The organism is Flavobacterium plantiphilum (genome assembly GCF_046000495.1).
GTDB classification, from domain to species: domain Bacteria; phylum Bacteroidota; class Bacteroidia; order Flavobacteriales; family Flavobacteriaceae; genus Flavobacterium; species Flavobacterium plantiphilum.
On sequence record NZ_JBELQA010000006.1, the window covers coordinates 176314 to 201497 of the forward strand.

Annotated in this window: 22 protein-coding genes; 11 read left to right on the forward strand and 11 right to left on the reverse strand. The window is 35.9% G+C overall.

Annotated features, from left to right (window positions below; genetic code table 11):
* The first annotated feature begins 22 nt into the window (after positions 1 to 22).
* Positions 23 to 430, forward strand: coding sequence for a VOC family protein (locus ABS764_RS11780; RefSeq protein WP_408081999.1), 408 nt, complete (start codon positions 23 to 25; stop codon positions 428 to 430).
* 85 nt (positions 431 to 515) lie between these two features.
* On the opposite strand, the gene ABS764_RS11785 is transcribed toward ABS764_RS11780, so the two are convergent.
* The 3 genes from ABS764_RS11785 to ABS764_RS11795 all read right to left on the reverse strand — a co-directional run bounded on the left by ABS764_RS11785 (position 516) and on the right by ABS764_RS11795 (position 5203).
* Positions 516 to 1367, reverse strand: coding sequence for an alpha/beta fold hydrolase (locus tag ABS764_RS11785; protein WP_408082000.1), 852 nt, complete (start codon positions 1365 to 1367; stop codon positions 516 to 518).
* A 169-nt stretch (positions 1368 to 1536) separates the two neighbouring features.
* Positions 1537 to 2802 (reverse strand): hypothetical protein, encoded by a 1266-nt coding sequence (locus ABS764_RS11790; protein ID WP_408082001.1) that lies wholly within the window; start codon positions 2800 to 2802, stop codon positions 1537 to 1539.
* A gap of 22 nt (positions 2803 to 2824) precedes the next feature.
* Positions 2825 to 5203, reverse strand: a complete 2379-nt coding sequence (locus ABS764_RS11795) for a TonB-dependent receptor plug domain-containing protein (protein WP_408082002.1) — start codon at positions 5201 to 5203, stop codon at positions 2825 to 2827.
* Positions 5204 to 5318: 115 nt separating this feature from the next.
* Here ABS764_RS11795 and ABS764_RS11800 point away from each other — a divergent pair, with 115 nt between their 5' ends.
* Positions 5319 to 6314 (forward strand): helix-turn-helix domain-containing protein, encoded by a 996-nt coding sequence (locus ABS764_RS11800; RefSeq protein ID WP_408082003.1) that lies wholly within the window; start codon positions 5319 to 5321, stop codon positions 6312 to 6314.
* A gap of 71 nt (positions 6315 to 6385) precedes the next feature.
* Here the strand turns inward: ABS764_RS11800 and ABS764_RS11805 are convergent, their stop codons facing one another.
* The 8 genes from ABS764_RS11805 to ABS764_RS11840 form a co-directional block, all read right to left on the reverse strand.
* The gene (locus ABS764_RS11805) at positions 6386 to 7087 is read right to left on the reverse strand and encodes a sulfite exporter TauE/SafE family protein (RefSeq protein ID WP_408082004.1); all 702 of its coding nucleotides are present in this window, start codon (positions 7085 to 7087) and stop codon (positions 6386 to 6388) included.
* An 81-nt stretch (positions 7088 to 7168) separates the two neighbouring features.
* Positions 7169 to 7618 carry a FixH family protein gene (locus ABS764_RS11810; RefSeq protein ID WP_408082132.1) on the reverse strand — a complete coding sequence of 150 codons (450 nt, stop codon included), beginning with the start codon at positions 7616 to 7618 and terminating at the stop codon, positions 7169 to 7171.
* Positions 7619 to 7752: 134 nt separating this feature from the next.
* Positions 7753 to 9171 (reverse strand): cytochrome c oxidase accessory protein CcoG, encoded by a 1419-nt coding sequence (gene ccoG / locus ABS764_RS11815; protein WP_408082005.1) that lies wholly within the window; start codon positions 9169 to 9171, stop codon positions 7753 to 7755.
* A 118-nt stretch (positions 9172 to 9289) separates the two neighbouring features.
* Positions 9290 to 10189 carry a cbb3-type cytochrome c oxidase N-terminal domain-containing protein gene (locus tag ABS764_RS11820; RefSeq protein ID WP_408082006.1) on the reverse strand — a complete coding sequence of 300 codons (900 nt, stop codon included), beginning with the start codon at positions 10187 to 10189 and terminating at the stop codon, positions 9290 to 9292.
* A gap of 15 nt (positions 10190 to 10204) precedes the next feature.
* Positions 10205 to 10387: a CcoQ/FixQ family Cbb3-type cytochrome c oxidase assembly chaperone gene (locus ABS764_RS11825; RefSeq protein ID WP_408082007.1), complete on the reverse strand. Its 183-nt coding sequence runs from the start codon at positions 10385 to 10387 to the stop codon at positions 10205 to 10207.
* Positions 10388 to 10460: 73 nt separating this feature from the next.
* Positions 10461 to 12638 carry a cytochrome-c oxidase, cbb3-type subunit I gene (ccoN, locus tag ABS764_RS11830; protein WP_408082008.1) on the reverse strand — a complete coding sequence of 726 codons (2178 nt, stop codon included), beginning with the start codon at positions 12636 to 12638 and terminating at the stop codon, positions 10461 to 10463.
* 42 nt (positions 12639 to 12680) lie between these two features.
* A complete protein-coding gene (gene ccoS / locus ABS764_RS11835) occupies positions 12681 to 12884 on the reverse strand; it encodes a cbb3-type cytochrome oxidase assembly protein CcoS (protein WP_408082009.1) in 204 nt (67 codons plus the stop codon).
* 127 nt (positions 12885 to 13011) lie between these two features.
* Positions 13012 to 15420, reverse strand: coding sequence for a heavy metal translocating P-type ATPase (locus ABS764_RS11840; protein WP_408082010.1), 2409 nt, complete (start codon positions 15418 to 15420; stop codon positions 13012 to 13014).
* Between the two features lie 298 nt (positions 15421 to 15718).
* Here ABS764_RS11840 and ABS764_RS11845 point away from each other — a divergent pair, with 298 nt between their 5' ends.
* The 9 genes from ABS764_RS11845 (at position 15719) to ABS764_RS11885 (ending at position 24997) form a co-directional block, all read left to right on the forward strand.
* A complete protein-coding gene (locus ABS764_RS11845) occupies positions 15719 to 16396 on the forward strand; it encodes a Crp/Fnr family transcriptional regulator (protein ID WP_408082011.1) in 678 nt (225 codons plus the stop codon).
* A gap of 580 nt (positions 16397 to 16976) precedes the next feature.
* On the forward strand, positions 16977 to 17738 hold the full coding sequence (locus ABS764_RS11850) for a DeoR/GlpR family DNA-binding transcription regulator (RefSeq protein ID WP_408082012.1): 762 nt from the start codon (positions 16977 to 16979) through the stop codon (positions 17736 to 17738).
* A 42-nt stretch (positions 17739 to 17780) separates the two neighbouring features.
* Positions 17781 to 19184, forward strand: a complete 1404-nt coding sequence (locus ABS764_RS11855; protein WP_408082013.1) for an L-fucose/L-arabinose isomerase family protein — start codon at positions 17781 to 17783, stop codon at positions 19182 to 19184.
* Positions 19185 to 19195: 11 nt separating this feature from the next.
* Positions 19196 to 20035 (forward strand): transketolase, encoded by an 840-nt coding sequence (locus tag ABS764_RS11860; RefSeq protein WP_408082014.1) that lies wholly within the window; start codon positions 19196 to 19198, stop codon positions 20033 to 20035.
* Positions 20035 to 20997 (forward strand): transketolase family protein, encoded by a 963-nt coding sequence (locus ABS764_RS11865; protein ID WP_408082015.1) that lies wholly within the window; start codon positions 20035 to 20037, stop codon positions 20995 to 20997. The genes ABS764_RS11860 and ABS764_RS11865 overlap by 1 nt, the downstream gene beginning before the upstream one ends.
* On the forward strand, positions 20994 to 21914 hold the full coding sequence (locus ABS764_RS11870; RefSeq protein ID WP_408082016.1) for a D-ribose ABC transporter substrate-binding protein: 921 nt from the start codon (positions 20994 to 20996) through the stop codon (positions 21912 to 21914). The genes ABS764_RS11865 and ABS764_RS11870 overlap by 4 nt, the downstream gene beginning before the upstream one ends.
* 2 nt (positions 21915 to 21916) lie before the next feature.
* Positions 21917 to 22528: a DUF2291 domain-containing protein gene (locus ABS764_RS11875; RefSeq protein WP_408082017.1), complete on the forward strand. Its 612-nt coding sequence runs from the start codon at positions 21917 to 21919 to the stop codon at positions 22526 to 22528.
* 1 nt (position 22529) lies between these two features.
* Positions 22530 to 24020, forward strand: coding sequence for a sugar ABC transporter ATP-binding protein (locus ABS764_RS11880; protein ID WP_408082018.1), 1491 nt, complete (start codon positions 22530 to 22532; stop codon positions 24018 to 24020).
* Positions 24021 to 24022: 2 nt separating this feature from the next.
* Positions 24023 to 24997, forward strand: a complete 975-nt coding sequence (locus ABS764_RS11885; protein ID WP_408082019.1) for an ABC transporter permease — start codon at positions 24023 to 24025, stop codon at positions 24995 to 24997.
* Positions 24998 to 25184: the final 187 nt, after the last annotated feature.

Genomic DNA, 25184 nt, shown 5'->3' on the forward strand with positions numbered 1-25184 from the left:
CAGACAACTAAAATTTAAAAATATGGCAAAACAAGTTTTTATCAATCTGGCTGTAACTGACCTTCAAAAGTCAATGGATTTCTACACTGCATTAGGTTTTTCAAACAATCCTCAATTTTCTGATGACACCGCAAAATGCATGTTGTGGAGTGACAGCATTTATGTAATGCTTTTAACGCACGAAAAGTTTTTAAACTTTACAAATAAACCCATTGCGGATACCAAAGCCCATATTGCGGGATTGTTTTCGTTATCGACTGACAGTATTGACGAAGTAAATACTATTGTAAACAACGGTTTGAATGCTGGCGGAACCGAACCTACTGAAATGAGAGATTATGGTTTTATGCAACAACGTACTATTGAAGATTTTGACGGTCACACCTGGGAAGTATTCTATATGGATATGTCGAAAATGCCGACAGAATAAACTTTTATAAATCAAAAATATACTTACAAAAAACCTCCTTTTTGCCAAAGCGAGGTTTTTTATAAATACAATTATTAGTTCTCCCTTAATCTACTTTAAAAGCTCCGTCACCAACAACATCTATAGCTTTTAAAAAATCTAAAATATGTTGATTGAATTTATCCTTCTGTTCCAGATTAGACACATGACCTGCATTTTCAATAACTTTTAATGTTGCTCCGGATATAGATTCTTTCATTGCTTCTGATTGTGCTAACGGGGTCACAGAATCTTCTTTTCCGCAGATAATTAATGTTGGAATATTAATTTCAGTCAGAACAGAACAGCTTTCTGATCGCTCAGCAATTGCTTTAAGTCCTCGTTGTACAACATGCTCAGGATTAGAGAATACCACTTTTTTTAATTCTTCTACCTGTTCCTTTTTATTTCTAAATGAATCTTCATAAAAAACTTTTTTTATGAAACCCTCATTAAAATTTGCAGTGCCATTAACCTCTATTTCATTGATGGCCTCATAACGTTTTTCTTTGACTTCAGGAGTATCGGCTATACATTGTGTGTCGGCTAAAATTAAAGCTTCAAACCGTTCAGAAAATCGCTGATAGGCATTTAGAGCTATATATCCACCCATAGACAAACCACACACCACTGCTTTTTCGATGTTTAATTCATCCATAAATGCTATTAAATCTTCAGCAAATAAATCAATACTCAAAGAAGAATCTGTATCAATAGAATTCCCAAATCCTCGAATATCAAAACTAATTACACGATAAGCTGATTTTAAAAAATCCATTTGCCCATGCCACATCGATTTATCAAAAGGAAAACCGTGTATAAATATAACCGGAACACTTCCTTCTCCAACATCATTATAAGACAAATTAAAGTTATTTACAGTAATAGTTAAATCAAAACCTTCATTTTCTGTTTTCATGTCTTGTATTTTTTCTGTTTAGGTAACTGCTGTAAATTTACATTTTGAATTCTGGAAATAATTTACAGAATTTACAATAAGAACTACACAATTCACACTTAACAAAAACCATAAAAAAAACCTGCTTATCGATTAGACAAGCAGGTTAGGTTTTAAAAAAAGACTAAAATTAATCTGTAATAATATTGAATCCCTGGATTCTTCCGCTTTCTTTTAAACGGAAAGTTTCTTTAGTAACTTTTGTAGTTGGATTGTATTGCATCACTCCTGAAAAACCATCTGAAGTACTATTTGACAGGAAATAAATTTCACCATTATGGAAAAATGGATTTTGTGTTGTATAGAAATTATCCGGTGGCATGTTTAAGCGAGTTGCTTTTTTAGTATTGGCATCAATTTCGTTCCAGAACCAAACATCATCTCTATATTTAACTCCATGTTGTCCTCCTCCATAATAAGAAACCGGTCTTGATGGAATTGTAGTATAAATTTTGTTGTTGTGAGCAAAAAGTCGGTTGAATTCAGCCGGAAACTGATACGCTCTAATATCAAGTACAAATGTTGTATCAAAATTAACTTCTCCTTTTTTAATTCTAAGAATTTTAGAAGAATAGTCCGTTGGCTGTGTTTTCATATCACCTACTGTAGCAAAATATAAATCACCGGTAACCGCGTCTAAACTCCATAGAACGTGGTCAATAAAAACACCTAAATTAGTTGTATTACCAATTTTAGTTACATTTTCAATTTTATTTGTCGTTAAATCATAAACTGCAATTGCTACTTCTTTTACCGCAGGAGTTACCTGCCAGTTGTTCCCTACTTTACTTCCTAATAATAAATCAAGATATAATTTGTTTTCTCTTTTTGCGATAATTAACTGCCCGATTGATTCTAAAGGTTGTCCTTCTGAAAGCGAAGAAAAATCAATTTCTCCTGTTCTTTCCATAGTGGTTGGGTTGAATTTTTGTAATTTCAATCCGCCTCTAACTTTATCCCAGTAGTAACCTTCTGTAGCACTTGCCACTAAGTAGTTTGTTTCGTACGCGTTAGAAAGTGATGGTAAAAATCCTTGATCTACCACTTTACCTGAAGCATCAAGCCCCATTTTAGTAATTCCCTGTTTTGTATTTGAAACATCATTTACTTTAAAAAGGCTTTTGTCTAAAACACTTCCACCTAAAGAAGAGGCTACCTGAAGAAAGGGAAGTCCGGCAAGATTGATTTCTCTTGATTTATTGTCTTTTAATGCATAAACACCTCCGCTCCAATTAGCTGCACCATTGTAAATAATCCAGGTTTCATTTTTTGGCAAAGTTTCATCTACATTACCATTGTCATCATTATTGTTATCATCATTGCTGCTGCAAGAAAATAAAAGCATACAAGCAGCTACTCCTGCAAGTATGGAACCAAGTGATTTGCTTCTTTTCATAGTTATTGTAATTATTGTTAATTTAAAAAAAGTTATAAATTAGTTTGAGATGGAATGACCTTCCCGGTCTCTGAACATTAAAATTGTCATACAATCTTATGTCTCCAATGTTTCGGCATTCAGCTGAAACAGTTGTTTTTTTATTCGAAAAATGGTAATAAATGCCCACATCATTCGAAAACTGCCCCATTCTTCCATCTTTTGGAATGATTAATGAAGTTTGAAAATCTTTTACAGGTTCAAACAAAGACGGTTCCTGACTTTTTGGAATTTCAACCAGAAAAAACCGATGAGTGTAATTAGCATTCCACGTAAAGTTTAGATTATCACCCTTCGCAAACAGATTTCCGAAATAAGTATTTAACCAAAAGTTTCCAAACAGAAACGGAATATTAGGCACTCTTGAATCCTGAAGGTAGTTAAACTGACTCTCAACCGCTATTCTTCTAATATCCTGATAAGTCATATTCAATCCGGTACTTAACCATTTTGCAGGAACATAATTCGTTTCAAATTCAAAACCTTTTATTTCAGTTTGCTGGTAGTTTATGTATCGGCTGAATGGAATATCATACTGAAGAAAAATTCCGTCTTTGGCATTTCTATAAAACAAATTGGCCGAAAAAACCAGACTGCTTTTTCCTTTTAGGATTGAATATTCGCCATATAAATTTAAATTGTCGCTCTTTTCAGGTTTAAGATCTAAATTTTCTCTGGTCATGACAGCGTCGCCAAAAACTTCTGATTCATCAGGAAGACGCGTGGCTTTTTCGTAAGAAAATTTTAATAAATAATTTTTATCTGCCCATTTTAGTCCTGCCAAATAACCAAAACGACTGTCTGCTTTTGATGATTTCCAGGCTGCTCCATAATTATCAGTTGTATATCCGTCTGTCTTATAATGGTAATATTTAGCGGCAATAACGCTTTCCAGTCTGCTGTCCAGCCATAATGAACGCCAAGCCAGAGCCAAATTATCTTTTCTGTAAGTTGCCGGAATAGTCATTACATCAATACCATCAATTGGAGAAATTGCTCCCAGAGGATCGCTTCCTTTTCTTCGCTGATATTGAAACAGTTCACTGAATTCTAAAAAGTTTCGGTCAGACAATCGATATTCCATATTTAATCTCGACGCAGCCAGATTGTATTTTAATTGTTGGTTATTTCCTGCCCTGATTTCGCCTGCCTGTAAACCGCTAGCCATGATATCTCCTTCCCAATTGTAACGAACCGTTGTTGTATCAATAAATTTGGTATCAAAGTGACTGTAATTAGTCAGGAAATTTACTTTTAGTTTATCATCAAAAAATTTCTTTTTATAATGGATCATTCCTGTGTAATTCTGTTCTTTCGAAAACGCCTGCCCGTAAACATTTACCATTTGAGCATCATTTTGAATTTCTTTAAAGAAATCAGAATAAATCAAAGTCAGTCGAAGATTATCAGCCCATGATTTTTCTTTTAATCCAATAAAAGCTTCCCCATAATTTGATCTTGTCATGTCGTGAAAACGCTTCACATCTTTAAATTCCTCATTTTTATCATTCTGAATGGGAACATTTACTTTATAATTATTATCCGAATAATTCAATGAACCATTAAAACCGCCGTAGAAATTCTTTTTATTTTGAAGATAAAAATTAGCTGTTGCGCGGTGTGTATTAAATGAAGCTATTTCATATGATACCTCTGCAAAATTTTTATTTGAAGTTCTGGTTACCATATTTACTCCGCCGCCTAAAGCATCCGAAGCCAAATAAACCGGCATCACTCCTTTGTAAATTTCTACTCTGTCCAGCATATTTACAGGAATTGTTCCTATGCTGAAACCGTGACCAAACAATTCAATAGGAATTCCGTCTTTAAAAAAACGAACTGCTTTTCCCTGCAATCCGCCTAGATTAATTTGTACAGCCGAACCTAAATTTCCATTGGTTCTTAATTTTACTCCCGAAGCACGGTTTATAAAATCCCCCACATCGCCTGCTTTGGCATATTGTTTTTTAAAATCGATAACCTCAACAGAAAACGCAGACGTTTCAATTTGCTTTTTTACTGTTCGGTTTTGCACCACGACTTCTTTTAACTTTGCCGAATCACTGCCGGAAATATTTAAAGTAAATTTGAAATAATTTTTAGTATTACAATCAGCCGTAATGGTTTGTTTTAGTTTAAAACCGTTCTTGGTTACAACTTCTATAGTGTAACTTCCATCTGTTAGCGAAAGCTCTGCAATTCCTTTATTGTTACTCACTCCCATAGCTTTGTTATCTACAAATACACTAACGTTTGCCTGTGGGTTACCTAAATTGTCTTCGACTTGAATATGTACAGGACAAGCATTTCCGTAGAAAAATCCCATTAGATAAATAAATAAAATATTTAATTTAATTGCCAAGCTATTTTAATTTAAACTGATTATGAATTACATTTGCAGCTGCAAAAGTATTTCATAACTGAGTAATGCATTTATGAAAGTGGAAGTTTTAATTATGAATATAGAAGTATAAGCGATGGCATTTAAAATTGACTCTAATGATTTTGCTGATTTTCTGGAAACTGGTCAAGAACTCGAAATTGTCCACTCAGAAATAAAAATTGAAGGCGAAAAGGACATGAAATTTGTTACTCCTAAGGGAGATATTCTGTTTCATGAACATGCTATTAATGACGATTTATCAGTACTTGAAGGAAATTATCAATTGCACGATGATGTTAGTATTTCAGGGCGTGGTGAAACGGCATTGTTAGAAATGCATTTTAATCTTTCTGAGCAGCAAATTGGCTGTGTAAGCCCGACTTCAGTAACAGGATTTGCCGGATCGATGTCGGGCAATATCACTTACCTTGCCGTTGAAGAGAATCATGCTAAAATGGATTTTAAAAAAGATATAATTTACAATACTTTTGATATTCATCTTCCGGTAAATGTGCTTGCTAAATATGAAGGAGAATCAAAAATAATGGATAATTTCCTGAATAATATTCAAAAAAACATCAGTACTACTCTGGCTAAAAATGAAATAAAAGTTGGAGCTAAAATCTATAGTGTAATACAGGACATCAAAAACTGTTTTTACAAAGGACTTACCCGAAAAATTTATATCGAATCTAAAATATATGAGCTTATTGCTTTAAGCCATTATAGTTTAGATGACGAAAAAGAATATACTAATTTTTCTGCTGATGATGTCGAAAAAATAAAATTTGCAGCGCAATTAATCAGAGATAATATTAATAATCCGGACACCATTGTTGGACTTGCCCGAAAAGTAGGTGTAAACCAAACCAAACTGAAAGAAGGATTTAAAGCGGTTTTTGGTGATACGGTTTTTGGTTACTTACAGGAAATCCGAATGAATAAGGCCAAGCATTACTTAGTCGACACTTCGCTTTCTATCCAGGAAATAAGCCATCTTTCAGGATATCAAAATGTTTCGAATTTCAGTATTGCTTTCAAACGAATATTTGGTTATCCACCTACTAAATTAAGAACGAAACTTATGTAATTGAAAAAGCGATTTCACACTACAAGAAATCGCTTTTTCATTAAAAAAACTATTTAAACTAAAAAAATCACTCAATGACAATTAGGATTTGCCTGAACAAACAAACTCATGGTAGATGGCGAAACATAAGGAATCCCTAATCCTAATCCTCTTAGAATAAACAATACTCCTATCAGCACTACTACATAAGGAATCGCTTTTTGAATGCGGTTACGAACACCGAGTGACAAAAATGATTTAAGGTATAATACACTACTCATTAATGGCACTGTTCCTAATCCAAATAAAACCATATACAAAACGCCTAAACTACTGTTTTGCATGGCAATTGCGCCAAATAAAGCCACATAAACCATTCCGCAAGGCAAAAAGCCGTTTAACAATCCAATCGTAAAAAGGGATTGATAGCTTTTCTTCTTAAACTGGCTGCCCAGAATTTGTTTCAATTTTGAAATCAATCGAAATACCGGTTTAGAAAAATTGTATTTAGCAAATGTCTTTTCAGGAATTACAATAACTATAATCATTAAAACGCCAATCACAATCGATAATCTTTGCTGCATACCTGCCATAAAAAAACCTTTACCTAACAAGCCAAAAACTAAACCAATACTGGCATAACCAGTAATTCGCCCTAAATGATAGGTGAATATCTGACTTACTTTTTTAGCCGGATTCCTTTGATCTACAGGCAACATCATAGCAATAGGACCGCACATTCCAATGCAGTGAAAGCTACTTAGTAATCCGAATATTAAGGCGGTGTAAAGCATTTTTTCTTTTGAAGTTTCTGAGTTACTGAGTTACTAAGTTGCTAAGAATCTCAGTACCTCAGCAACTTAGTAGCTTAGCAACTACTCAATATAAATTGGTTGTTTCGTTAAATAACTTTTTCCGGCATACTGCCATTCCATAGTAATGCCCCATTGACCGCCTACCAATTTTGATTTAGGTATGAGCAAAGTTGGATTAGACAACGAAATCGGAGTATCGAAATCTAATTTTTTGTTAGACGGTCTGTAGAGGGACACTGTTCCTTTAATTTGGGCAGCATTAAATTCCTGAGGAAATACAATAGTTATTCCCTCATTTGTGTTGGTTATGATTGGTTTGTGATTTAAATCCTGTGCATTTTGAACACGCTCCATTTCTTCCTGAAAGCGGGCATCATGCTTGTAATATTCTTCAACTACTAATTCATTATCGTATTTAGAATTGGATTGTACTTTAATGACGAAGTACAAAATAAAACTGATAAATAATGCTATGGCTATGGATAATCCTGTTCCCCAATTAATTTTAATCCCCCTAGCCCCCAAAGGGGGAACTCCCACTGAAGTATTCAAATCTTTTAAATTGTTTGTTTTCATATTTTCTATTTATTAAAATATAATGCTTCTATTCACTATACATATTCCCCCTTTGGAGCTTAGGGGAATTAGTCAAAACTTCTAGGGCTCAAAAAACTAGTGGTGGTAGTTTCAATTTTTTTATCGCCGTTGTAAACTTCTATTTTTAATTTGGTTTTGTCGCTTTCCAGCAAATATTTATTGATTTCAACAAATAAAGTTCCGCTACTCATCCCCTGTTTAGGAACTTTGATAATTTGCTTTCCAACCAATTTTAAATCTCCTTTGATATTTTTTAATTTAAAATGAAGGGCATTGAAATCATCATTGGTTTTATTAATAATTTTATACGTAAATACATTACTGATATTATCGCCTTTATGCTCGTACAACTGTCCCGGTAATCTTAAAATAAGTGCCTCAACATCCGTTCTTAAAAACAACAGCCCAATAAGCATCCCTACTAAAATGGTCAAAACAGCAGTGTAACCTTTCATTCTGGTGGTGAATTTAAAAGGCGCTTTTTTCTCTATTTCATCTTCGGAAGCATAGCGAATCAAACCTTTTGGCAAGCCTACACTTTCCATAATGCTGTCGCATTCGTCAATACAGGCGGTACAATTCACACACTCTAATTGTGTTCCGTTTCGAATATCAATGCCGGTTGGACACACATTGACACATTGATGGCAATCAATACAATCCCCTTTTCCACTTAAAGCACGATTTTCTTTCTTATTAAATTTAGCTCTTCCTGCTTCTTTTTCACCCCGAACAAAATCATAGGCTACATTAATCGATTTATTGTCTAAAAGTACCCCTTGTAATCTTCCGTAAGGACAGGCAATAATACATACCTGCTCTCTGAACCAGACAAAAATAAAATAGAAGATTCCGGTAAAAATGCCCAGTGAGATCAGCGTTTTCAAATGATTCAAAGGATTATCTTCAATCATAACAATCAATTCATCACTACCTATCAGATAAGCCAGAAAAACATTTGCAATTCCAAAAGAGATTATCAGAAACACAGTCCATTTCAAGCCTTTTTTTCTGATTTTCTCAGCATTCCATTGCTGTTTGGCTAATCGCATCTGAGCACCTCTGTCGCCTTCTATCCAAAATTCGATTCTTCTGAAAACCATTTCCAGAAAAATAGTTTGCGGACAAATCCAGCCACAAAAGATGCGTCCGAAAATAACCGTAAACAAAATCACGAACACCACTCCTATAATCATAAAGAGTACAAAGAGATAGAAATCCTGTGGCCAGAATGGAAATCCGAAAATATTAAAGCGCCGCTCCAGAATATTGAACAACATGAACTGGTTACCGTTGATCTTTATAAACGGATTTGCAATCAGAATTAGTAATAAAAAATAACTAACCCATTTTCTATACTTATAAAACCGTCCCGAAGGTTTTTTAGGGTAAATAAATTTCCTTTTTCCTTCATTATCAATCGTTCCAATGCTATCTCTAAAAGCTTCGTCGGCTAATTGTGCCATTTTGTTTAGTGTTTACTATTATTTAACCACAGATTACACAGATTATTTTTTTACAAAGAGTAAATGACTCAACTAATAAATTAAATCTATAAAATCCTCTAATCTGCGGTAAAAACATTTATTTCGCTTCAGCTGCAGCAATTTCTTCTACCCAAAGATCACCATCTGGTGCTTTTGGATCTTTTGGATTACTTCCTTTTAAAGACATGATATAGCTGGCAATTTTTTGAATTTCTTTAGGTTTCAACGTTCCTTTCCAGGAAATCATCCCTTTTCCGTCACGTCCTCCGTTAGTAATCGTATGGAAAATATTTTTAATTCCGCCTCCCAGAATCCAATGGTCGTCAGTTAAATTTGGTCCAATTTGTCCTCCGGCATCCGCTCTGTGACAAGCCGCACAATTATTTTCAAAAAGTGTTTTACCTATTGCTAAATCGGCCGGATCCGTTAGTTGTGTAACCGATTTTTCGTCCATTAAATCAGGTGCATTTTTCATGTACTCCGCCACTTCAATTTTAGCCTGAGCCAATTCTTTTTTCAGTTCCATTTCCTGATTATCTGCACCTAGAATTTCAAAACGAACTAAATAAATGGCTGCAAAAACAATACAGGCATAGAATGAATACACCCACCAAGGCGGTAAATTATTATCTAACTCTTTGATTCCATCGTAATCATGATTCAGTAACAAACTACCTTCTTCTTCAATAGGAACCGTTTTAGTTAATTTTTTCATCAGGTTTTTAAACCAGACAGACTCCCTTAGCGGTTTTAACTCCTCAGCTGCTAATCGGGCTTTTTCTTCCTCCGGTAGCAATTGGTACACAATATTATCAGCGGCACTAATAACTGCCTCTATAGCAATTAGCAATATCAGAACAACTAAGAGAATTACATTGACCATGGGAAATTTTAGAAAAGCAGGCCGGTTACCTGAATCTATAAAATATTCTATCAAACCAAAAATGATAAAGAAAAGTACAATGACTCTAAGATAGGCTGGGATTATTTTTTTCATAATACTATGGCTTTATTATTCAACTGGTATGGCATCATTCAACGGAATCTGACTCAACTCTTTAATTTTTTCTTTTTTATAGGAGAAAACCCAAAAGCCTAATCCTACAAAGAAGAAAAAAAAGATCAATAATGATAGTATTGGATATATCGCTACTCCTGCGATGGTCTCCATATTGTGTTTTATTTGTTCAAACATATTTTTTCTTTTTAAGTTGTGAAGGTTCTAAGTTGCTGAGATTCTAAATTAGCTTCTCAGCATCTTCAAAAAACTATTTTTTCACTTTAATATCAGTTCCTAATCTCTGGATGTAAGCAATAAGAGCTACAATTTCTCTGTCCTGCATTGGAACAAAAACTTCTCCTCTGGCCACAGCTTTCTTTTTACTTTCTTCGTAGCTTTTTACAAAATCAGGATCGGCATGTAGATTATTTTCAATTTTTCCGGCTTGTGCTTTTATCGCTTTTTCAGCGTTGGCAATTTCGGCATCTGTATAAGGAACACCGAGAGTCCGCATTACTTTCATCTTGTTTTCGATGTCTGAAATATCCAAAGCCTTATTATCAAACAACCATTTGTAACCCGGCATAATAGAACCTGCAGAAGTACTTTGAGGTGACCACATGTGATTAAAATGCCAGTTGTCGTTGTACTTACCTCCTACTCTCAGTAAATCAGGACCGGTACGTTTAGACCCCCAAAGAAACGGATGATCGTAAACAAATTCACCAGCTTTAGATTGCGGCCCGTAACGTTCTACCTCACTTCTGAACGGACGAACCATCTGAGAGTGACATCCCACACAACCCTCACGGATGTATAAATCACGTCCTTCTAATTCCAATGGTGTATAAGGTTTTACACTTGTAATGGTAGGAATATTAGATTTTACCATAATAGTTGGAACAATTTGAATAATACCTCCAATCAAAATCGCTACCGTTGCCAGAATAGTCAACTGAATTGGTTTTCTTTCCAACCAAGGGTGGAATTTTTCTCCTTTGATTCTTCCTGCACTGATTTTTTGTAAAGCTGGTGCTTCAGCCAATTCGTCTTCTACTGCATTATTAACTTTAACCGTTTGATAAATGTTATATACTAATATGAACATTCCGCTAATGTATAATGTCCCTCCTACTGCACGCATCCAGTACATTGGAATAATCTGAGTTACTGTTTCTAAGAAGTTCCCATAAGTCAAAGTTCCGTCAGGATTGAATTGTTTCCACATAGAAGCCTGAGTAAATCCGGCTACATACAATGGTAATGTGTACAGAATAATTCCTAAAGTACCCAGCCAGAAATGAGTATTAGCTAATTTTAAAGAGTACAGAGGCCCTTTTGTCATTCTTGGAATCAACCAATAAATGATACCAAAAGCCATAAATCCGTTCCAGGCTAAAGCTCCTACGTGTACGTGAGCAATAATCCAATCGGTAAAATGTGCAATTGCATTCACATTTTTAAGAGACAACATAGGTCCTTCAAAAGTAGCCATACCGTAACCGGTTACCGCAACAACAAAGAATTTTAAAACCGGTTCTTCACGAACTTTATCCCAGGCACCACGCAACGTCAGTAATCCGTTAATCATACCTCCCCAGGATGGCGCAATTAGCATAACAGAGAAAACCACTCCTAAATTCTGAGCCCAGTTAGGCAAAGCAGAATACAATAAATGGTGCGGACCAGCCCAGATGTATAAAAAGATTAAAGACCAAAAATGCACAATAGACAATCGGTAAGAGTAGACCGGACGATTAGCCGCTTTAGGAATATAATAATACATCAATCCTAAAAAAGGTGTCGTTAAGAAAAAAGCAACTGCATTATGACCATACCACCATTGTACTAAAGCATCCTGAACTCCTGCATAAACAGAATAACTTTTCATGGCAGAAACCGGCAACGCCAAACTATTAAAAATGTGCAATACGGCTACTGTAACAAAAGTGGCAAGGTAAAACCAGATAGCCACATACAAATGACGCTCTCTTCTTTTTAAAATAGTTCCAATCATATTGATCCCAAAAACTACCCAAATCAGTGCAATTGCAACATCAATAGGCCATTCTAATTCAGCATATTCTTTAGAAGTGCTGTATCCTAAAGGAAGTGAAATAGCCGCTGCAACAATCATTAGCTGCCAGCCCCAGAAATTAAGATTACTCAAAAAATCAGAAAACATTCTTGCTTTCAGCAATCGTTGCAGAGAATAATAAATCCCGGCAAACATGGCATTTCCCACAAAGGCAAAAATAACAGCATTAGTATGCAAAGGTCTTAAGCGACCAAAACTCAGCCAGGAAATCCCGTCTGTTAAATTTGGGAATAAAAATAAAAGAGCTAACAAAAGTCCGACCGCCATACCAACTACTCCAAAAACAATGGTAGCGTAAATGAACTTTTTAACAATTTTGTTATCGTAATAAAACTGCTGCATTTCCATATATTAAAATTAAAATGTTTATGAATTGTAAAATGTTAGGGGTTAAGAGTTAGAGGTTTGTTCATAGTCGCTTAACTTTTTTAGCTCCTCACTCTTAACTTTTTTGAGTTCATCATCAAAAAGCATCCGGACCGATGGTGTATAATCATCGTCAAATTGCCCATTTTTCACCGCCATAAAAAAGGCAATTAAAAAGGCGATAGCTACGAAAATACTAATGGTGATTAATAAATAAATGACACTCATACCTTGTAAATTTATACCCCAAAAGTAGAATCCCTACTCCGGAAATTCTATGACATTTATCATGCTTTGGGATTCTATTAATGAGAAAAAATCAAATTTTCTTCCTCTATTTTCTATTCTCTATTCTCTATTCTCTATTCTCTATTCTCTTGCTTCTAACTTCCAACTTCCTCGCATAATAATTACTCATCAGCGTCACAAAACTCACAATAGTAATCGTACTCAAAGGCATTATAATAGCAGCTATCAGAGGGTCTAAGTTACCTGTTACAGCAAATGTTAATCCTACCACATTATAAAGTAAGGATAAACCAAAACTCAGCTTAATCACTAACATCGCTTTCTTAGAGAGTTTTAAGAAATAATCTAATTTTTGGAATTGCCCGGCTTCTAAAATAGCATCACAGGCCGGAGAAAAAACATTGACATTCTCCGAAATCGAAATCCCAACGTTGCTTTGTGCCAAAGCTCCCGCATCGTTTAGTCCGTCGCCTACCATCATCACATTTTTACCTGAATCCTGTAACTGTCTGATGAATTCCAGTTTTTGTTCCGGTTTTTGATTAAAAACCAATTCGGTTCCCTGCGGTAAAAGTTGTTCTAAAGCGTATTTTTCCCCGGCATTATCGCCCGACAAAACTTTGATTAGGTATTTTTTATTCAATTTTTTAAATAAATTTTCTAATCCCTCCCGATATTGATTTTTAAAAACATATTTCCCCAAATACTCTCCATTAATTTGAATGTGAACGGAGGTTTGTATTACCGAATTCTCTTCAGAATTTCCGGCAAAAGCTGCTGAACCAATTTTTATAAAATTACCTGCTGTTTCTGCCTGAATTCCTTTTCCTGCAATTTCCTCAAAATCGTTAATTTTCACTTTTTCTATTTCCGGTAAAAAATCATATAACATTCGGCTTAAAGGGTGATTCGATGCGCGAAGAATGGATTTTATCAAAATTAAATCAGGTTCAGAAAGTAACTTTCCTTCATAAGAGATATTCGATTTTTTATTGGTAGTAATTGTTCCGGTTTTATCAAAAACAAGGGTATCCACTTGTGCCAGTTGTTCGATAACCAAAACATTCTTAAGATAAAATTGCTGCTTTCCTGTAATTCGCAAAATATTTCCTAATGTAAAAGGTGCTGTTAATGCTAAAGCACAGGGACAAGCCACGATTAATACCGCCGTAAATACATTAAAAGCAGTATTCACATCTGTAAAAATCCAATAGCCAAATCCCAGAAAAGCGATCAATAATAATATAGGAGTAAAATATCTGGAAATACTGTCAGTAATGCTTTTGTGTTTTTGTTCCACTTTTTTCTGAAACACATCATTACTCCACAATTGGGTCAGATAACTTTGGGAAACCGAAAACAAGACTTCCATTTCGATCACTTTCCCTATTTGTTTTCCTCCGGCAAAAACTTTATCACCTGAAATCTTGCTGATTGGAATGGCTTCGCCGGTAACAAAACTGTAATCAATAGCGGCTTTTTCGCTAATTAAAATTCCGTCAACGGGAATTAATTCCTGATTTCGAATCAGTAGCCTGTCGCCTTTTTGAATATCATAAACCGCAACACTTTCTTCAGAAGCATCACTATTTATTCGGGTCACAGCCACCGGAAAATACGATTTAAAGTCTCTTTCGAAACTTAGAAAACTGTAGGTTTTAATCTGAAACATTTTGCCCAAAAGCATAAAGAAAATCAAGCCCGTCAGACTGTCAAAAAAACCTGAACCGTAATCCAATACAATATCAACCAGGCTGCGAATAAACATGACAATAATTCCTAAAGCGATAGGAACATCAATATTGAACATTTTAGACCTAATGCTTTTATATGCCGAAACATAATAACCACTTGCGGAATAAAAGAAAGAAGGTAAAGCCAAAGCAAAAATCAGCCACCTGAAAAACGGTTTGTAATTGTCCAGCCAGAATTCTCTGATCTCAAAATATTCGGGAAAAGAAAGCAGCATAATGTTGCCAAAACAGAAAAAAGCGACACCCAGTTTATAGGTCAGACTTCTGTCCATGTTTTGTTTTTGAGTTTCGTAATTATCTAAACTAATATACGGTTCGTAACCAATAGAACACAGCAAACGAACAATTTCGCTCAGTGAAACTTCATTCGAATTATAAACAATACGTACTTTTTTCTCCGAAAAATTAACCTGAGAACTGCTTATTCCTTTTTGAAGGCGTTGTAAATTTTCCAGAATCCAAATACAAGAACTACAATGTATATGAGGAATGCTAAGTGAAACAATAGCGGTTGAATCCTCTTCAAATTCCAATAATTTTGAAACGATGTTTTCATTGTCTAAAAAATCATATTTACCCTTAATTTCCTGCGGAGTTGCTCCGGGTGATTTTTCAAAATCGTAATAGCAAGTCAAATCATTCAGACTAAAAATTTCGTACACGGTTTTACAGCCGTTGCAACAAAAAGTTTTTGCGTCAAAAATAATTTCAGCTTCTTTTACAATAGCTAAACCACAATGGAAACAGTTTTGTGTGTCCATAACTTTACTCATTTTACCTGATGCAAAGCTCCTGAATGAATCTTAGGCAAAAAATGATATATATCATATAAATCATTAATTTTGTAACTCGTTGGAAGAATTAATTTTGATGATAATTTTTCGTTAGTACGAGGGATTCCGCTTTTGGTAGGGATCGTATCGAAAACAAGAAAGATTACATCAAAAACAGTTCTCGATACATTTTTTGTTCCGTTTTTACTACACAAAAAAAACACTCGAACTGACGTCTATTATTCCAACTAACAGTTTTTACAACGACAATTAAACTTCCTTTAAAATGAGTAAATGCGAACAATGTATCGTTAGAGAATTCAGCTCTTTAAAAGCACTAAACAAAGACGAATTAGTAAAACTTGCCGAGTGCAAAACGTCCCGTTTGGTGAAAAAAGGTGAAGTCATTTTTGAAGAAGGAGAGAATGTAAATGGTATTTTTTGTATTAAAGACGGTGTTTGTAAACTCACTAAACTGAGCCCAAACGGCAAAGACCATATTGTAAAATTAGTTACCAAAGGAGAACTTCTGGGACAACGCTCGATGATTAGTGACGAACCGGTAAACCTGAGTGCCGTAGCACTTGAGGACATGCAGGTATGTTTTGTTCCAAAAAGTGAAATCATGGGCTTTTTTGACAAAAACAATCAGTTTTCTATGAACGTGATGAGAACCATCTGCGGAGACCTGAAAGAAGCCGACAGCCAGATGGTGAATATGGCTCAAAAAACCGTTAAAGAACGCCTTGCAGAAACCCTGCTCTATCTTCAGGATACTTTTGGTAAAAATGAAGATGACACACTTAAAATCCAACTCAGCCGCGACGAAATCGCCAGTATAATTGGTACTGCTACCGAAAGCTGTATTCGTTTATTATCTGATTTTAATAAATTAGGTTTGATTGAATTAAAAGGAAAAAAAATTATCCTGAAAGATATTCTTAAGTTGAAAAAGATGAGTTAAGTTTTTTATTGACTCTTTACCACAAATTATTTTCTCCCATCTGGCGCTCGTTTGCAACGAGTGCCTACTTACATAAATAGATAAATCGTAGCGTTTGCAACGCGGTTTACTAAACATAAATCCTTACCCGTTTTCATAAAAAAAATTGAAATTACTGAATAAGATTGTTTCGTTCCTAGCAATGACATATTAAGCGGTTTAAGTCATTGCGAACGATAGCGTAGCAATCTCACTAAACTAAGGCTATGAAAACCCGATTGCAAGGATATACACTAAACGTTGATTGGAATTTACCTGTAGTGATTGCGAATTGACGAAGCAATCCGTACCCTTAACAATAAGAAAATCGAATTTCCTTCATGAGATGCTTCCTTCGTCGGCATGACAAGTTTGCGAAAAATACTAAACAAAACTTGAAAGCTTTGCAATCTTGTAGACAATAAAAACCCCTATTTTTTTCGAATTTTATAATAGCTTCTTAAAATTAATACATTCTATCAAAAATTAACGTTTATTTTCTTTTTCTTTCTTTTATTTTCTTTTATATTTGTTTTTACACTAACACTAAAGAAAACAAAACATGTTGCCAAATCAACGAAGGGAGAAAATTTTAGAACTGTTAAAAGAAGACGGATTTGCTAAAGTAATCGATCTCGCCCGCCTATTCAAAGTTACAGAAGTAACGGTACGTCAGGACCTTGAAAAATTAGAAAGTGAGGGACTCATTTTAAAAGAACACGGGGGAGCAAGTATCAAAAACGTTGAAGATCAGGTACGAAGCTTTTCATTACAACGTCAGGAAAATCTGGAACAAAAATCGGCAATTGCCCAAAAATGCTTAGAATTTATTGAAAACGGAGATACCATTATTCTGGATTCGGGTTCTACCACTACCGAAATAGCCAAAAAACTAAAAGGCTTTAAACAATTAACCGTAATCACCAATGCTTTAAATATTGCATTATTATTAGGAACTGATCCTGATATTGAAGTAATTATGACCGGAGGCGAATTCAAACCGCCAACATTGTCACTAACCGGTCAAAAAGCCGCTGATTTTTTCAAAGGTCTTAATGTGCAGAAATTATTTTTGGCCACAGCCGGAATCTCATTAAAATCAGGACTTACCTACCCTAGTATCAGTGATTTAGTAGTAAAAAAAGCGATGATTGAAGCCGCAGAAGTTACTTATCTGGTTGCCGACAGTACTAAAATGGGCAAAAGTGCTTTAGCCAGTTTAGGTGCCTTATCTTTAATTGATTATATCATAACAGACAACAAGATTGAAGAAAAACACAAACAGGTATTCATGGATAACGAAATAGAAGTAATCGTATCCTAAACATAAAAATAAAAAAAGACAAAAAACCAAAGCAATAAAAAAATGACAACATCAACATTAGGAGTAATCATAGGAAACAGAGATTTTTTCCCGGACAGTTTAGTAGAAAAAGCAAGAACAGAAATTATTGAAGTTTTTGAAAAGTTAAACATCAAACCTATTTTATTAGACAGTAATGACACTAAACTGGGCGGTGTGGAAACCTATAAAGAAGCGCAAAAATGTGCCGATTTATTCAAAAAACACCAAAATGAAATCATGGGTGTGCTGGTCTTACTGCCAAATTTCGGAGATGAAAAAGGAGTAGCTGATACTTTAAAATTGGCTAATCTGAATGTTCCGGTATTAATTCAGGCGTATCCGGATGAGCTAACTAAAATGAACGTAGTAAACAGACGTGATTCCTGGTGCGGTAAAATTTCTGTTTGTAACAATTTATATCAATACGGAATTAAATATTCATTGACATCTCAACACGTAATGAGTCCGTCTAATCCTGTTTTTCATAAAGATTTACTGGATTTTACAGCCGTTTGCCGTGTGGTAAAAGGAATGCGTAATGTGCGTATCGGAGCTATCGGAGCAAGACCTGGAGCTTTTAACACCGTTCGTTATTCAGAAAAAATATTACAAAGACACGGGGTTACAGTAACCACATTTGACTTGTCAGAAATTTTAGGAAAAGCCAATAAATTAACAGCTGATGATGCTAAAGTAAAAGCGCATTTAGAATCTATCAATGCTTATGTGGCTCAAGGCAAAACCCCAAATGAAGCCATGATTCAAATTGCCAAACTGGATGTGGTTTTAAAAGAATACATGGAAGAATACGCGCTTGATGCTACTGCTATCCAATGTTGGACTTCCTTACAGCAAAATTATGGTTGTAATGTATGTACGAGCATGAGTATCATGAGCGAAAACATGTTACCAAGTGCCTGTGAGGTTGATGTTACCGGGACTTTGAGTATGTATGCCATGCAATTGGCTTCAGGTTCTCCAAGTGCCTTAGTAGACTGGAATAACAATTATGCCGACGATCCTGAAAAATGTGTTTTATTCCACTGTGGCAACTGGGCCAAATCATTCCTGCCGGACATTTCATTAAGCACCGCTCCTATTCTGGGAACTTCTGTGGGTGTGGAAAATACCTATGGTGCGCTGGACGGAAGAACACCTTCTATGCCACTTACTTACGGAAGAATCAGTACCGATGATCCTAAGGGAATCATCAAAGTATACATTGGCGAAGGCGAATTAACGAATGACGAACTCAATACTTTTGGGAACAGAGCCGTAGCTCAAATACCTGACTTACAAGGATTAATGCAATACATTTGTAAAAACGGATTCGAACACCACGTAGTAATGAATGCTTCAAAAACAGCCGCTATTTTAGAGGAAGCACTTGGAAACTATATGGGTTGGGAAGTTTACAAACACTAAAAACTAAGAAAATGCAGCTAGAAGAATTAAAACGAAAATCAATCGAGAACAGAAAGAAAGTGCTCCAATACATCTACCATGCTAAGGCAGGACATACAGGAGGAAGTTTGTCTATTTTAGACATTCTGAATGTGCTGTACAATGATGTCATGAACGTTTCCCCTGAAAATTTTGATTCTAATGACAGAGACCGCTTCATTCAGAGTAAAGGCCATAGTGTGGAAGCTTTGTATGTTGTTTTAGCCGACAAAGGCTTTTTCCCTGAAGAAGATTTGCTGACTATGTGCCAATACAATTCTCCATACATAGGACATCCTACCAAATCGATTCCCGGAATTGAACAAAACACCGGCGGACTCGGACATGGTTTACCTATCTCATCCGGCGCCGCATTAGCAGCAAAAAAAGACAATTCGGCTGTAAAAGTTTTTACTGTACTGGGAGATGGAGAAATGGCTGAAGGTTCTAACTGGGAAGCGATGATGTTTGCTGCTCACTATAAGCTGGACAATCTGTGTGCTATTTTAGATTATAATAAACTACAAATTACCGCTCCCAATGCTGATGTGATGGGCTTAGAGCCAATTGATCAAAAAATTGAAGCTTTTGGCTGGGCTGTAAAACATGTAGACGGACACAATCTGGAAGAGCTTTCAAAAACCCTTAACAGCTTGCCATTAGTAGAAGGAAAACCAACTTTTATCATTGCACATACTACAAAGGGAAAAGGAATCAGCTACATGGAAAATGTATTAAAATGGCATCATGGTGTACCTTCAGAAGAGCAATATGATTCGGCTATGAAAGAATTAGACCTGCAATTACAAGAACTAGAAACTGTCTTAAAATAATGGAAGAAACAAAAACAGCAGCTGCAGCAAATTTGGAAGTTTTTTCAGAAGTACTTCAAAATTTAGCCGCAACAGATAAAGATATTATGGTAGTTACGAGCGATTCTCGTGGCTCAGGAAAACTAGTGCCTTTTGGGCAAAAATATCCCGAACAGATTGTTGAAGTGGGTATTGCCGAACAAAACCTGGTAGGTGTTGCCGCAGGATTAGCCAGTATGGGCAAGAAAGCATTTGCGGTTTCTCCAGCCTGTTTTTTAACCGCCAGAGCCTTGGAACAAATCAAAAATGACGTGGCCTATTCTGATAATCCTGTAAAATTAATCGGGATTAGCGCCGGCGTAAGCTATGGTGCTTTAGGAACCACACACCACAGTCTGCATGATTATGCGGTGCTCAGAGCCATCAATAATATTACCATTGTAGCTCCAGCCGATAATTTTGAAACTGCCGAAGCCATTAAAGCAGCTGCCCAAATGACAAGTCCGGTTTACATTCGTTTTGGAAAAAAAGGAATGCCGGAAAATTTGCAACAAAACCCCAATCCTTCTGATTTTAAAATTGGAAAAGGACGTGTCATTCAGGAAGGGAATGATTTGACTTTTATTGCTACCGGAGAAGCCGTTCTGCCTTGTGTTGAAGCGGCAAGATTACTGCAAAAAGACCACCAAATCTCCTGTAAAATAATCAGTTTGCATACTATCAAGCCTTTGGATACCGAATTATTACTGGCCGCTGCTGCTATGGGAAAACCCATAATTACTGCCGAAGAACATTCTGTCAATGGCGGATTAGGCGAAGCAGTAGCATCTTTATTGTTCCAGAACGGCTGTACAAATACATTCAAAATTGTAGGCCTACCGGATGATCATACTGTTTCAGGTTCACAAATTGAAATTTTTAATCATTATGGCATTTCTGGCGAAGGATTAAAAAACACTGCTTTAAACCTAATTAAATTATGAAAATAAGATCGTTTGCTTTACTTGTTTTGACTGTAATTTTTGTTTTTGGATGTTCTTCAAAAGACAAGTCCGAAAAACCGAAAATTGCGGTTGTGGTTTCTACTTTAAACAATCCGTGGTTTGTAATGCTGGCCGAATCAGCCGCTAAAAATGCTGAGAAACTGGGCTATGAAGCTAAAATATTCGATTCGCAAAATAACCCTGCGGTAGAATCAGACAATTTTGAAAACCTGATTTCCTCGGGTTATGATGCTATTTTGCTGAACCCAACCGATTCTGATGGTTCTATTTCGAATGTTCTAAAAGCCAAAACAGCCGGAATCCCTGTGTTTTGTATGGACAGAGAAATCAATGCTGATGATGCGGCTACGAGCCAGATTCTTTCGGACAATTATTCGGGCTGCGTGGCTATAGGAATTGAATTTGTAAAAGAGCTAAAAGAAAAAGGAAATTATGTAGAAATTTTAGGTTTAGTGGGCGATAATAATACCTGGGCACGTTCGGGCGGTTTTCATTCAGTGGTGGACAAATTTCCAAATTTAAAAATGGTTGCACAGCAAAGCGGCAATTTCGACCGAAACAAAGCGATGGAAGTGCTGGAAACCATTATGCAGGCAAATCCTGATATCGATGCTGTTTTTTGTGGCAATGATGCTATGGCTATGGGTGCTTTTCAGGCTTTACAATCGGCGGGAAAAGCCTATAAAGTTAAAATATTTGGTTTTGACGGAGCCGGTGACGTAATTGAAAAAATTCGTGAAAAGAAAATTGTGGCAACAGGAATGCAGTTTCCGGTAGTAATGGCAGAAACTGCTGCTAAATACGCCGATGAATATTTTAAAGGCAGACGGGATTTTCCTCAAAGAGTACCTGTTGAAGTAGAATTAGTAAACGCAGCAAACATAAAAGACTATTAATTATGAAAAAAAGATATGCGTATATTTTAGGACTGCTGATTGTGCTTACTTTAGGATACAATTCGGTGTACTTTAAAAAACTGAGTGTGGTTAAAGCAGCAAAAAAAGAAAATTTTGACTTCAGAGCTTATGCTGATTCCATTTATTACAAAGGGATTCTGAAAAGCGAAAAAATTTCCCTGACAGATTTGAGTTCTATGATGAAAGTCAACCCTGAACCTACTTTTGAAAAGTATGGAAACCGTCTGGGAATAGGAAATTCGGCTTATTTTATGATTCAGAGTACCGGAAAAATTATCGATATTAAAGACGGACTTTACACTATTGCCGATGAAAAGAATGGTATTATTTACATTGATACCAAATACATTTTTGGAAATGCTATCCGCGATGCTTCCGGATTGGTAAAACTGACTGATTTTAAAACCAATTCAGAGTTTAATAAAGTTTCTGAATCTCTGAACGATATTATTCGAAATGAAGTCATTCCACAAGAAATCAGCAAAGTTAAACTGGGTGACAGCATCCGCTTTAACGGAGCTATAAAACTAAATAAAAATCAAAATTTACGAGAAAAAATAACCGTCATTCCGTCTCAAATAAAACTCCAATAAATTGTTAGAAGCAGTTAAAATATCAAAAGAATTCCCGGGTGTAAAAGTACTGAATCAGGTAAATTTCAAATTTTATCCTGCAAAAGTAAACGCTATACTGGGAGAAAATGGTGCGGGTAAATCGACCTTGCTGAAAATTTTGACAGGCGCTTACACTGAATACGATGGCGAAATAAAACTGAATGGTGAAACTGTTACTTTTTCAAGTATTAAAGAAGCTCAGCAGGCCGGAATTGCCATCATTCATCAGGAACTGAATTTAATTCCTGAGCTCAGTGTAACCGAAAATTTATTTTTAGGAAGAGAAATTTTAAACACTTTTGGACTTCTGGATACCGCAAAAATGGAGGCAGAAGCCAGAATAATTTTCGAAAAAATTCAGCTGAATGTTTCTCCTAAAACTTTAGTTCAAAAACTAAAAGTAGGCGAACAGCAATTGGTCGAAATTGCCAAAGCTTTATTGTCGAATGCCGACATCATTCTGATGGACGAACCCACATCGGCTTTGAGTGATAAGGAAATTGAAAACCTGCACCGCATCATTGAACAATTAAAATCCGAAGGAAAAACGATTGTTTACATTTCGCATAAAATGGACGAATTATTCCGAATTGCAGAACATTACACGGTTTTAAGAGACGGAAATACCATTGATGCCGGCGAAATGAAAACCACTACCGAACAGGATTTAATCCGCAAAATGGTAGGGCGTGAAGTACTTATTGAGAAAAAAGATACCAGCGCAGTATTCCATGATACAGTCTTAAAGGTTCAGGATTTGAATCTTAACAATCCAGTGGTCAAAAACAGAAAAATACTTGAAGACATTTCTTTCGAATTAAAAAAAGGAGAAATTCTGGGGATTTTTGGATTAATGGGAGCCGGAAGAACAGAACTTCTGGAAACTATTTTTGGCATGCATCCTAACCATAGCGAAAGTATTATCGAAATTAACGGAGTAAAAGCCATCCATAAACAACCTAAGAATGCCATTGAAAACGGATTGGCTTTTGTAACCGAAGACCGCAAAACAGAAGGATTGGTTTTAGGCATGGATATATCGTCGAATATCAGCCTGACGCAGCTTGCTTCTTTGGGACTTTTACATGCCTCCAAGGAGAGGGCTTCTGCAAAAGATTATATCGAAAAATTAAGCATCAAAACGCCGTCAGAAACACAATTGTGCCAGAACCTGAGTGGCGGAAATCAACAAAAAGTAGTTTTAGCCAAATGGCTCGCAACCAATCCGCAGATTTTAATGATGGATGAGCCTACCCGAGGAATCGATATTAATGCTAAAAACGAAATTTACAACCTCATCAAAATACTCGCTGCCAACCAAATGAGTATTCTTTTAGTTTCCTCTGAAATTCCCGAAATCCTTGCGCTTTCGGATCGGATTTTAGTAATGGCCGAAGGAAAGATTAAAGCCTCCTATTTAGCCGCAGAAGCCAACGAAGATAAATTATTAAAATCAGCCTTACCTGAATAATTATGAACATCACCTTAAACCACCCCCTTGTTAAAAAATCGCAATCGTTAATTGCCTTATTCCTGCTGTGCTTATTTATTAGTCTGCTGTCTGATAAGTTCATGACGAGCACCAATCTGTGGAATGTATTACGACAGATTTCTGTCAATGTTTGCATTTCTGTAGGTATGACCTTAGTCGTTTTAATGGCAGGAATAGACCTTTCTGTAGGTTCTGTTTTAGGACTTTCAGCTGCTGTTTGTGCAGGAGTATTAAAAAACGGACTCGTATTTGAATCCTTGGATTTATTTGTTGGATTTACCGTTCTGGGCGCCATTTTAGCGGCCATGCTCATCGGAATGGCGCTGGGCTTGTTCAATGGCTGGGTCATCACTAAATTTGCCATCCCGCCCTTTGTCGCCACACTCGCTATGCTGACAATTGCCCGCGGTTTGACCATGCTTTACACCGAAGGAATTCCTATTTCCAACTTAGGTCCTAAGTTTGAATTTATTGGTTCCGGCTGGATTTTAGGCATCCCCGTTCCGGTCTGGATTTCACTCATTATGGTTTTAATTGTGGTTTTTCTAACCAATAAAACTACTTTTGGACGTTATATTTATGCTATTGGAGGGAATGAGAAAGCAGCTTTTTTATCCGGAATCAGCATCAACAAAATCAAACTGGCGGTTTATGGAATAGCCGGAATGATGGCTGCTGTAGGCGGTATTTTAGTTACTTCCAGACTAAATTCAGCACAGCCCAATGCCGGTATGAGTTACGAACTGGATTCGATTGCCGCAGTAGTAATTGGAGGAACTTCGCTTTCGGGCGGTGTAGGAACCGTAACCGGAACTGTTATTGGTGCCATCATCATCGGAGTTTTAAATAACGGATTAGTATTGCTTGATGTTTCACCTTTCTGGCAACAGGTAGTAAAAGGAATTGTGATTTTATTGGCAGTGATTATTGATAAAATGAATCAGAAAAATAAGTAACCTATTTTTTGATCTTAAGAAACTAACACTTAGAGCCTGTTTGAAATTATTAAAAAAAAAAAATCTTTTTTTCCTTACGGGTGGAAAATTTATTAAAAATTCACGAACACCTATTTAAATAAGCACTTCGACAAGCTCAGTGTGACAATAATTCTAAAATTAATCCCTTGTCAGTCTGAGCCTGTCG

Bases quoted from the DNA above. Each gene is read 5' to 3' on its own strand.
- ABS764_RS11785 (WP_408082000.1), bottom strand. From the start codon at position 1,367: ATGAAAACAGAAAATGAAGGTTTTGATTTAACTATTACTGTAAATAAC.
- ABS764_RS11850 (WP_408082012.1), top strand. From the start codon at position 16,977: ATGTTGCCAAATCAACGAAGGGAGAAAATTTTAGAACTGTTAAAAGAA.
- ABS764_RS11875 (WP_408082017.1), top strand. From the start codon at position 21,917: ATGAAAAAAAGATATGCGTATATTTTAGGACTGCTGATTGTGCTTACT.
- ABS764_RS11885 (WP_408082019.1), top strand. From the start codon at position 24,023: ATGAACATCACCTTAAACCACCCCCTTGTTAAAAAATCGCAATCGTTA.
- ABS764_RS11845 (WP_408082011.1), top strand. From the start codon at position 15,719: ATGAGTAAATGCGAACAATGTATCGTTAGAGAATTCAGCTCTTTAAAA.
- ABS764_RS11860 (WP_408082014.1), top strand. From the start codon at position 19,196: ATGCAGCTAGAAGAATTAAAACGAAAATCAATCGAGAACAGAAAGAAA.
- ABS764_RS11800 (WP_408082003.1), top strand. From the start codon at position 5,319: ATGGCATTTAAAATTGACTCTAATGATTTTGCTGATTTTCTGGAAACT.
- ABS764_RS11870 (WP_408082016.1), top strand. From the start codon at position 20,994: ATGAAAATAAGATCGTTTGCTTTACTTGTTTTGACTGTAATTTTTGTT.
- ccoN (WP_408082008.1), bottom strand. From the start codon at position 12,638: ATGGAAATGCAGCAGTTTTATTACGATAACAAAATTGTTAAAAAGTTC.
- ABS764_RS11780 (WP_408081999.1), top strand. From the start codon at position 23: ATGGCAAAACAAGTTTTTATCAATCTGGCTGTAACTGACCTTCAAAAG.
- ABS764_RS11855 (WP_408082013.1), top strand. From the start codon at position 17,781: ATGACAACATCAACATTAGGAGTAATCATAGGAAACAGAGATTTTTTC.
- ABS764_RS11820 (WP_408082006.1), bottom strand. From the start codon at position 10,189: ATGAAAAAAATAATCCCAGCCTATCTTAGAGTCATTGTACTTTTCTTT.
- ABS764_RS11865 (WP_408082015.1), top strand. From the start codon at position 20,035: ATGGAAGAAACAAAAACAGCAGCTGCAGCAAATTTGGAAGTTTTTTCA.
- ccoG (WP_408082005.1), bottom strand. From the start codon at position 9,171: ATGGCACAATTAGCCGACGAAGCTTTTAGAGATAGCATTGGAACGATT.
- ABS764_RS11805 (WP_408082004.1), bottom strand. From the start codon at position 7,087: ATGCTTTACACCGCCTTAATATTCGGATTACTAAGTAGCTTTCACTGC.
- ABS764_RS11840 (WP_408082010.1), bottom strand. From the start codon at position 15,420: ATGGACACACAAAACTGTTTCCATTGTGGTTTAGCTATTGTAAAAGAA.
- ABS764_RS11790 (WP_408082001.1), bottom strand. From the start codon at position 2,802: ATGAAAAGAAGCAAATCACTTGGTTCCATACTTGCAGGAGTAGCTGCT.
- ccoS (WP_408082009.1), bottom strand. From the start codon at position 12,884: ATGAGTGTCATTTATTTATTAATCACCATTAGTATTTTCGTAGCTATC.
- ABS764_RS11825 (WP_408082007.1), bottom strand. From the start codon at position 10,387: ATGTTTGAACAAATAAAACACAATATGGAGACCATCGCAGGAGTAGCG.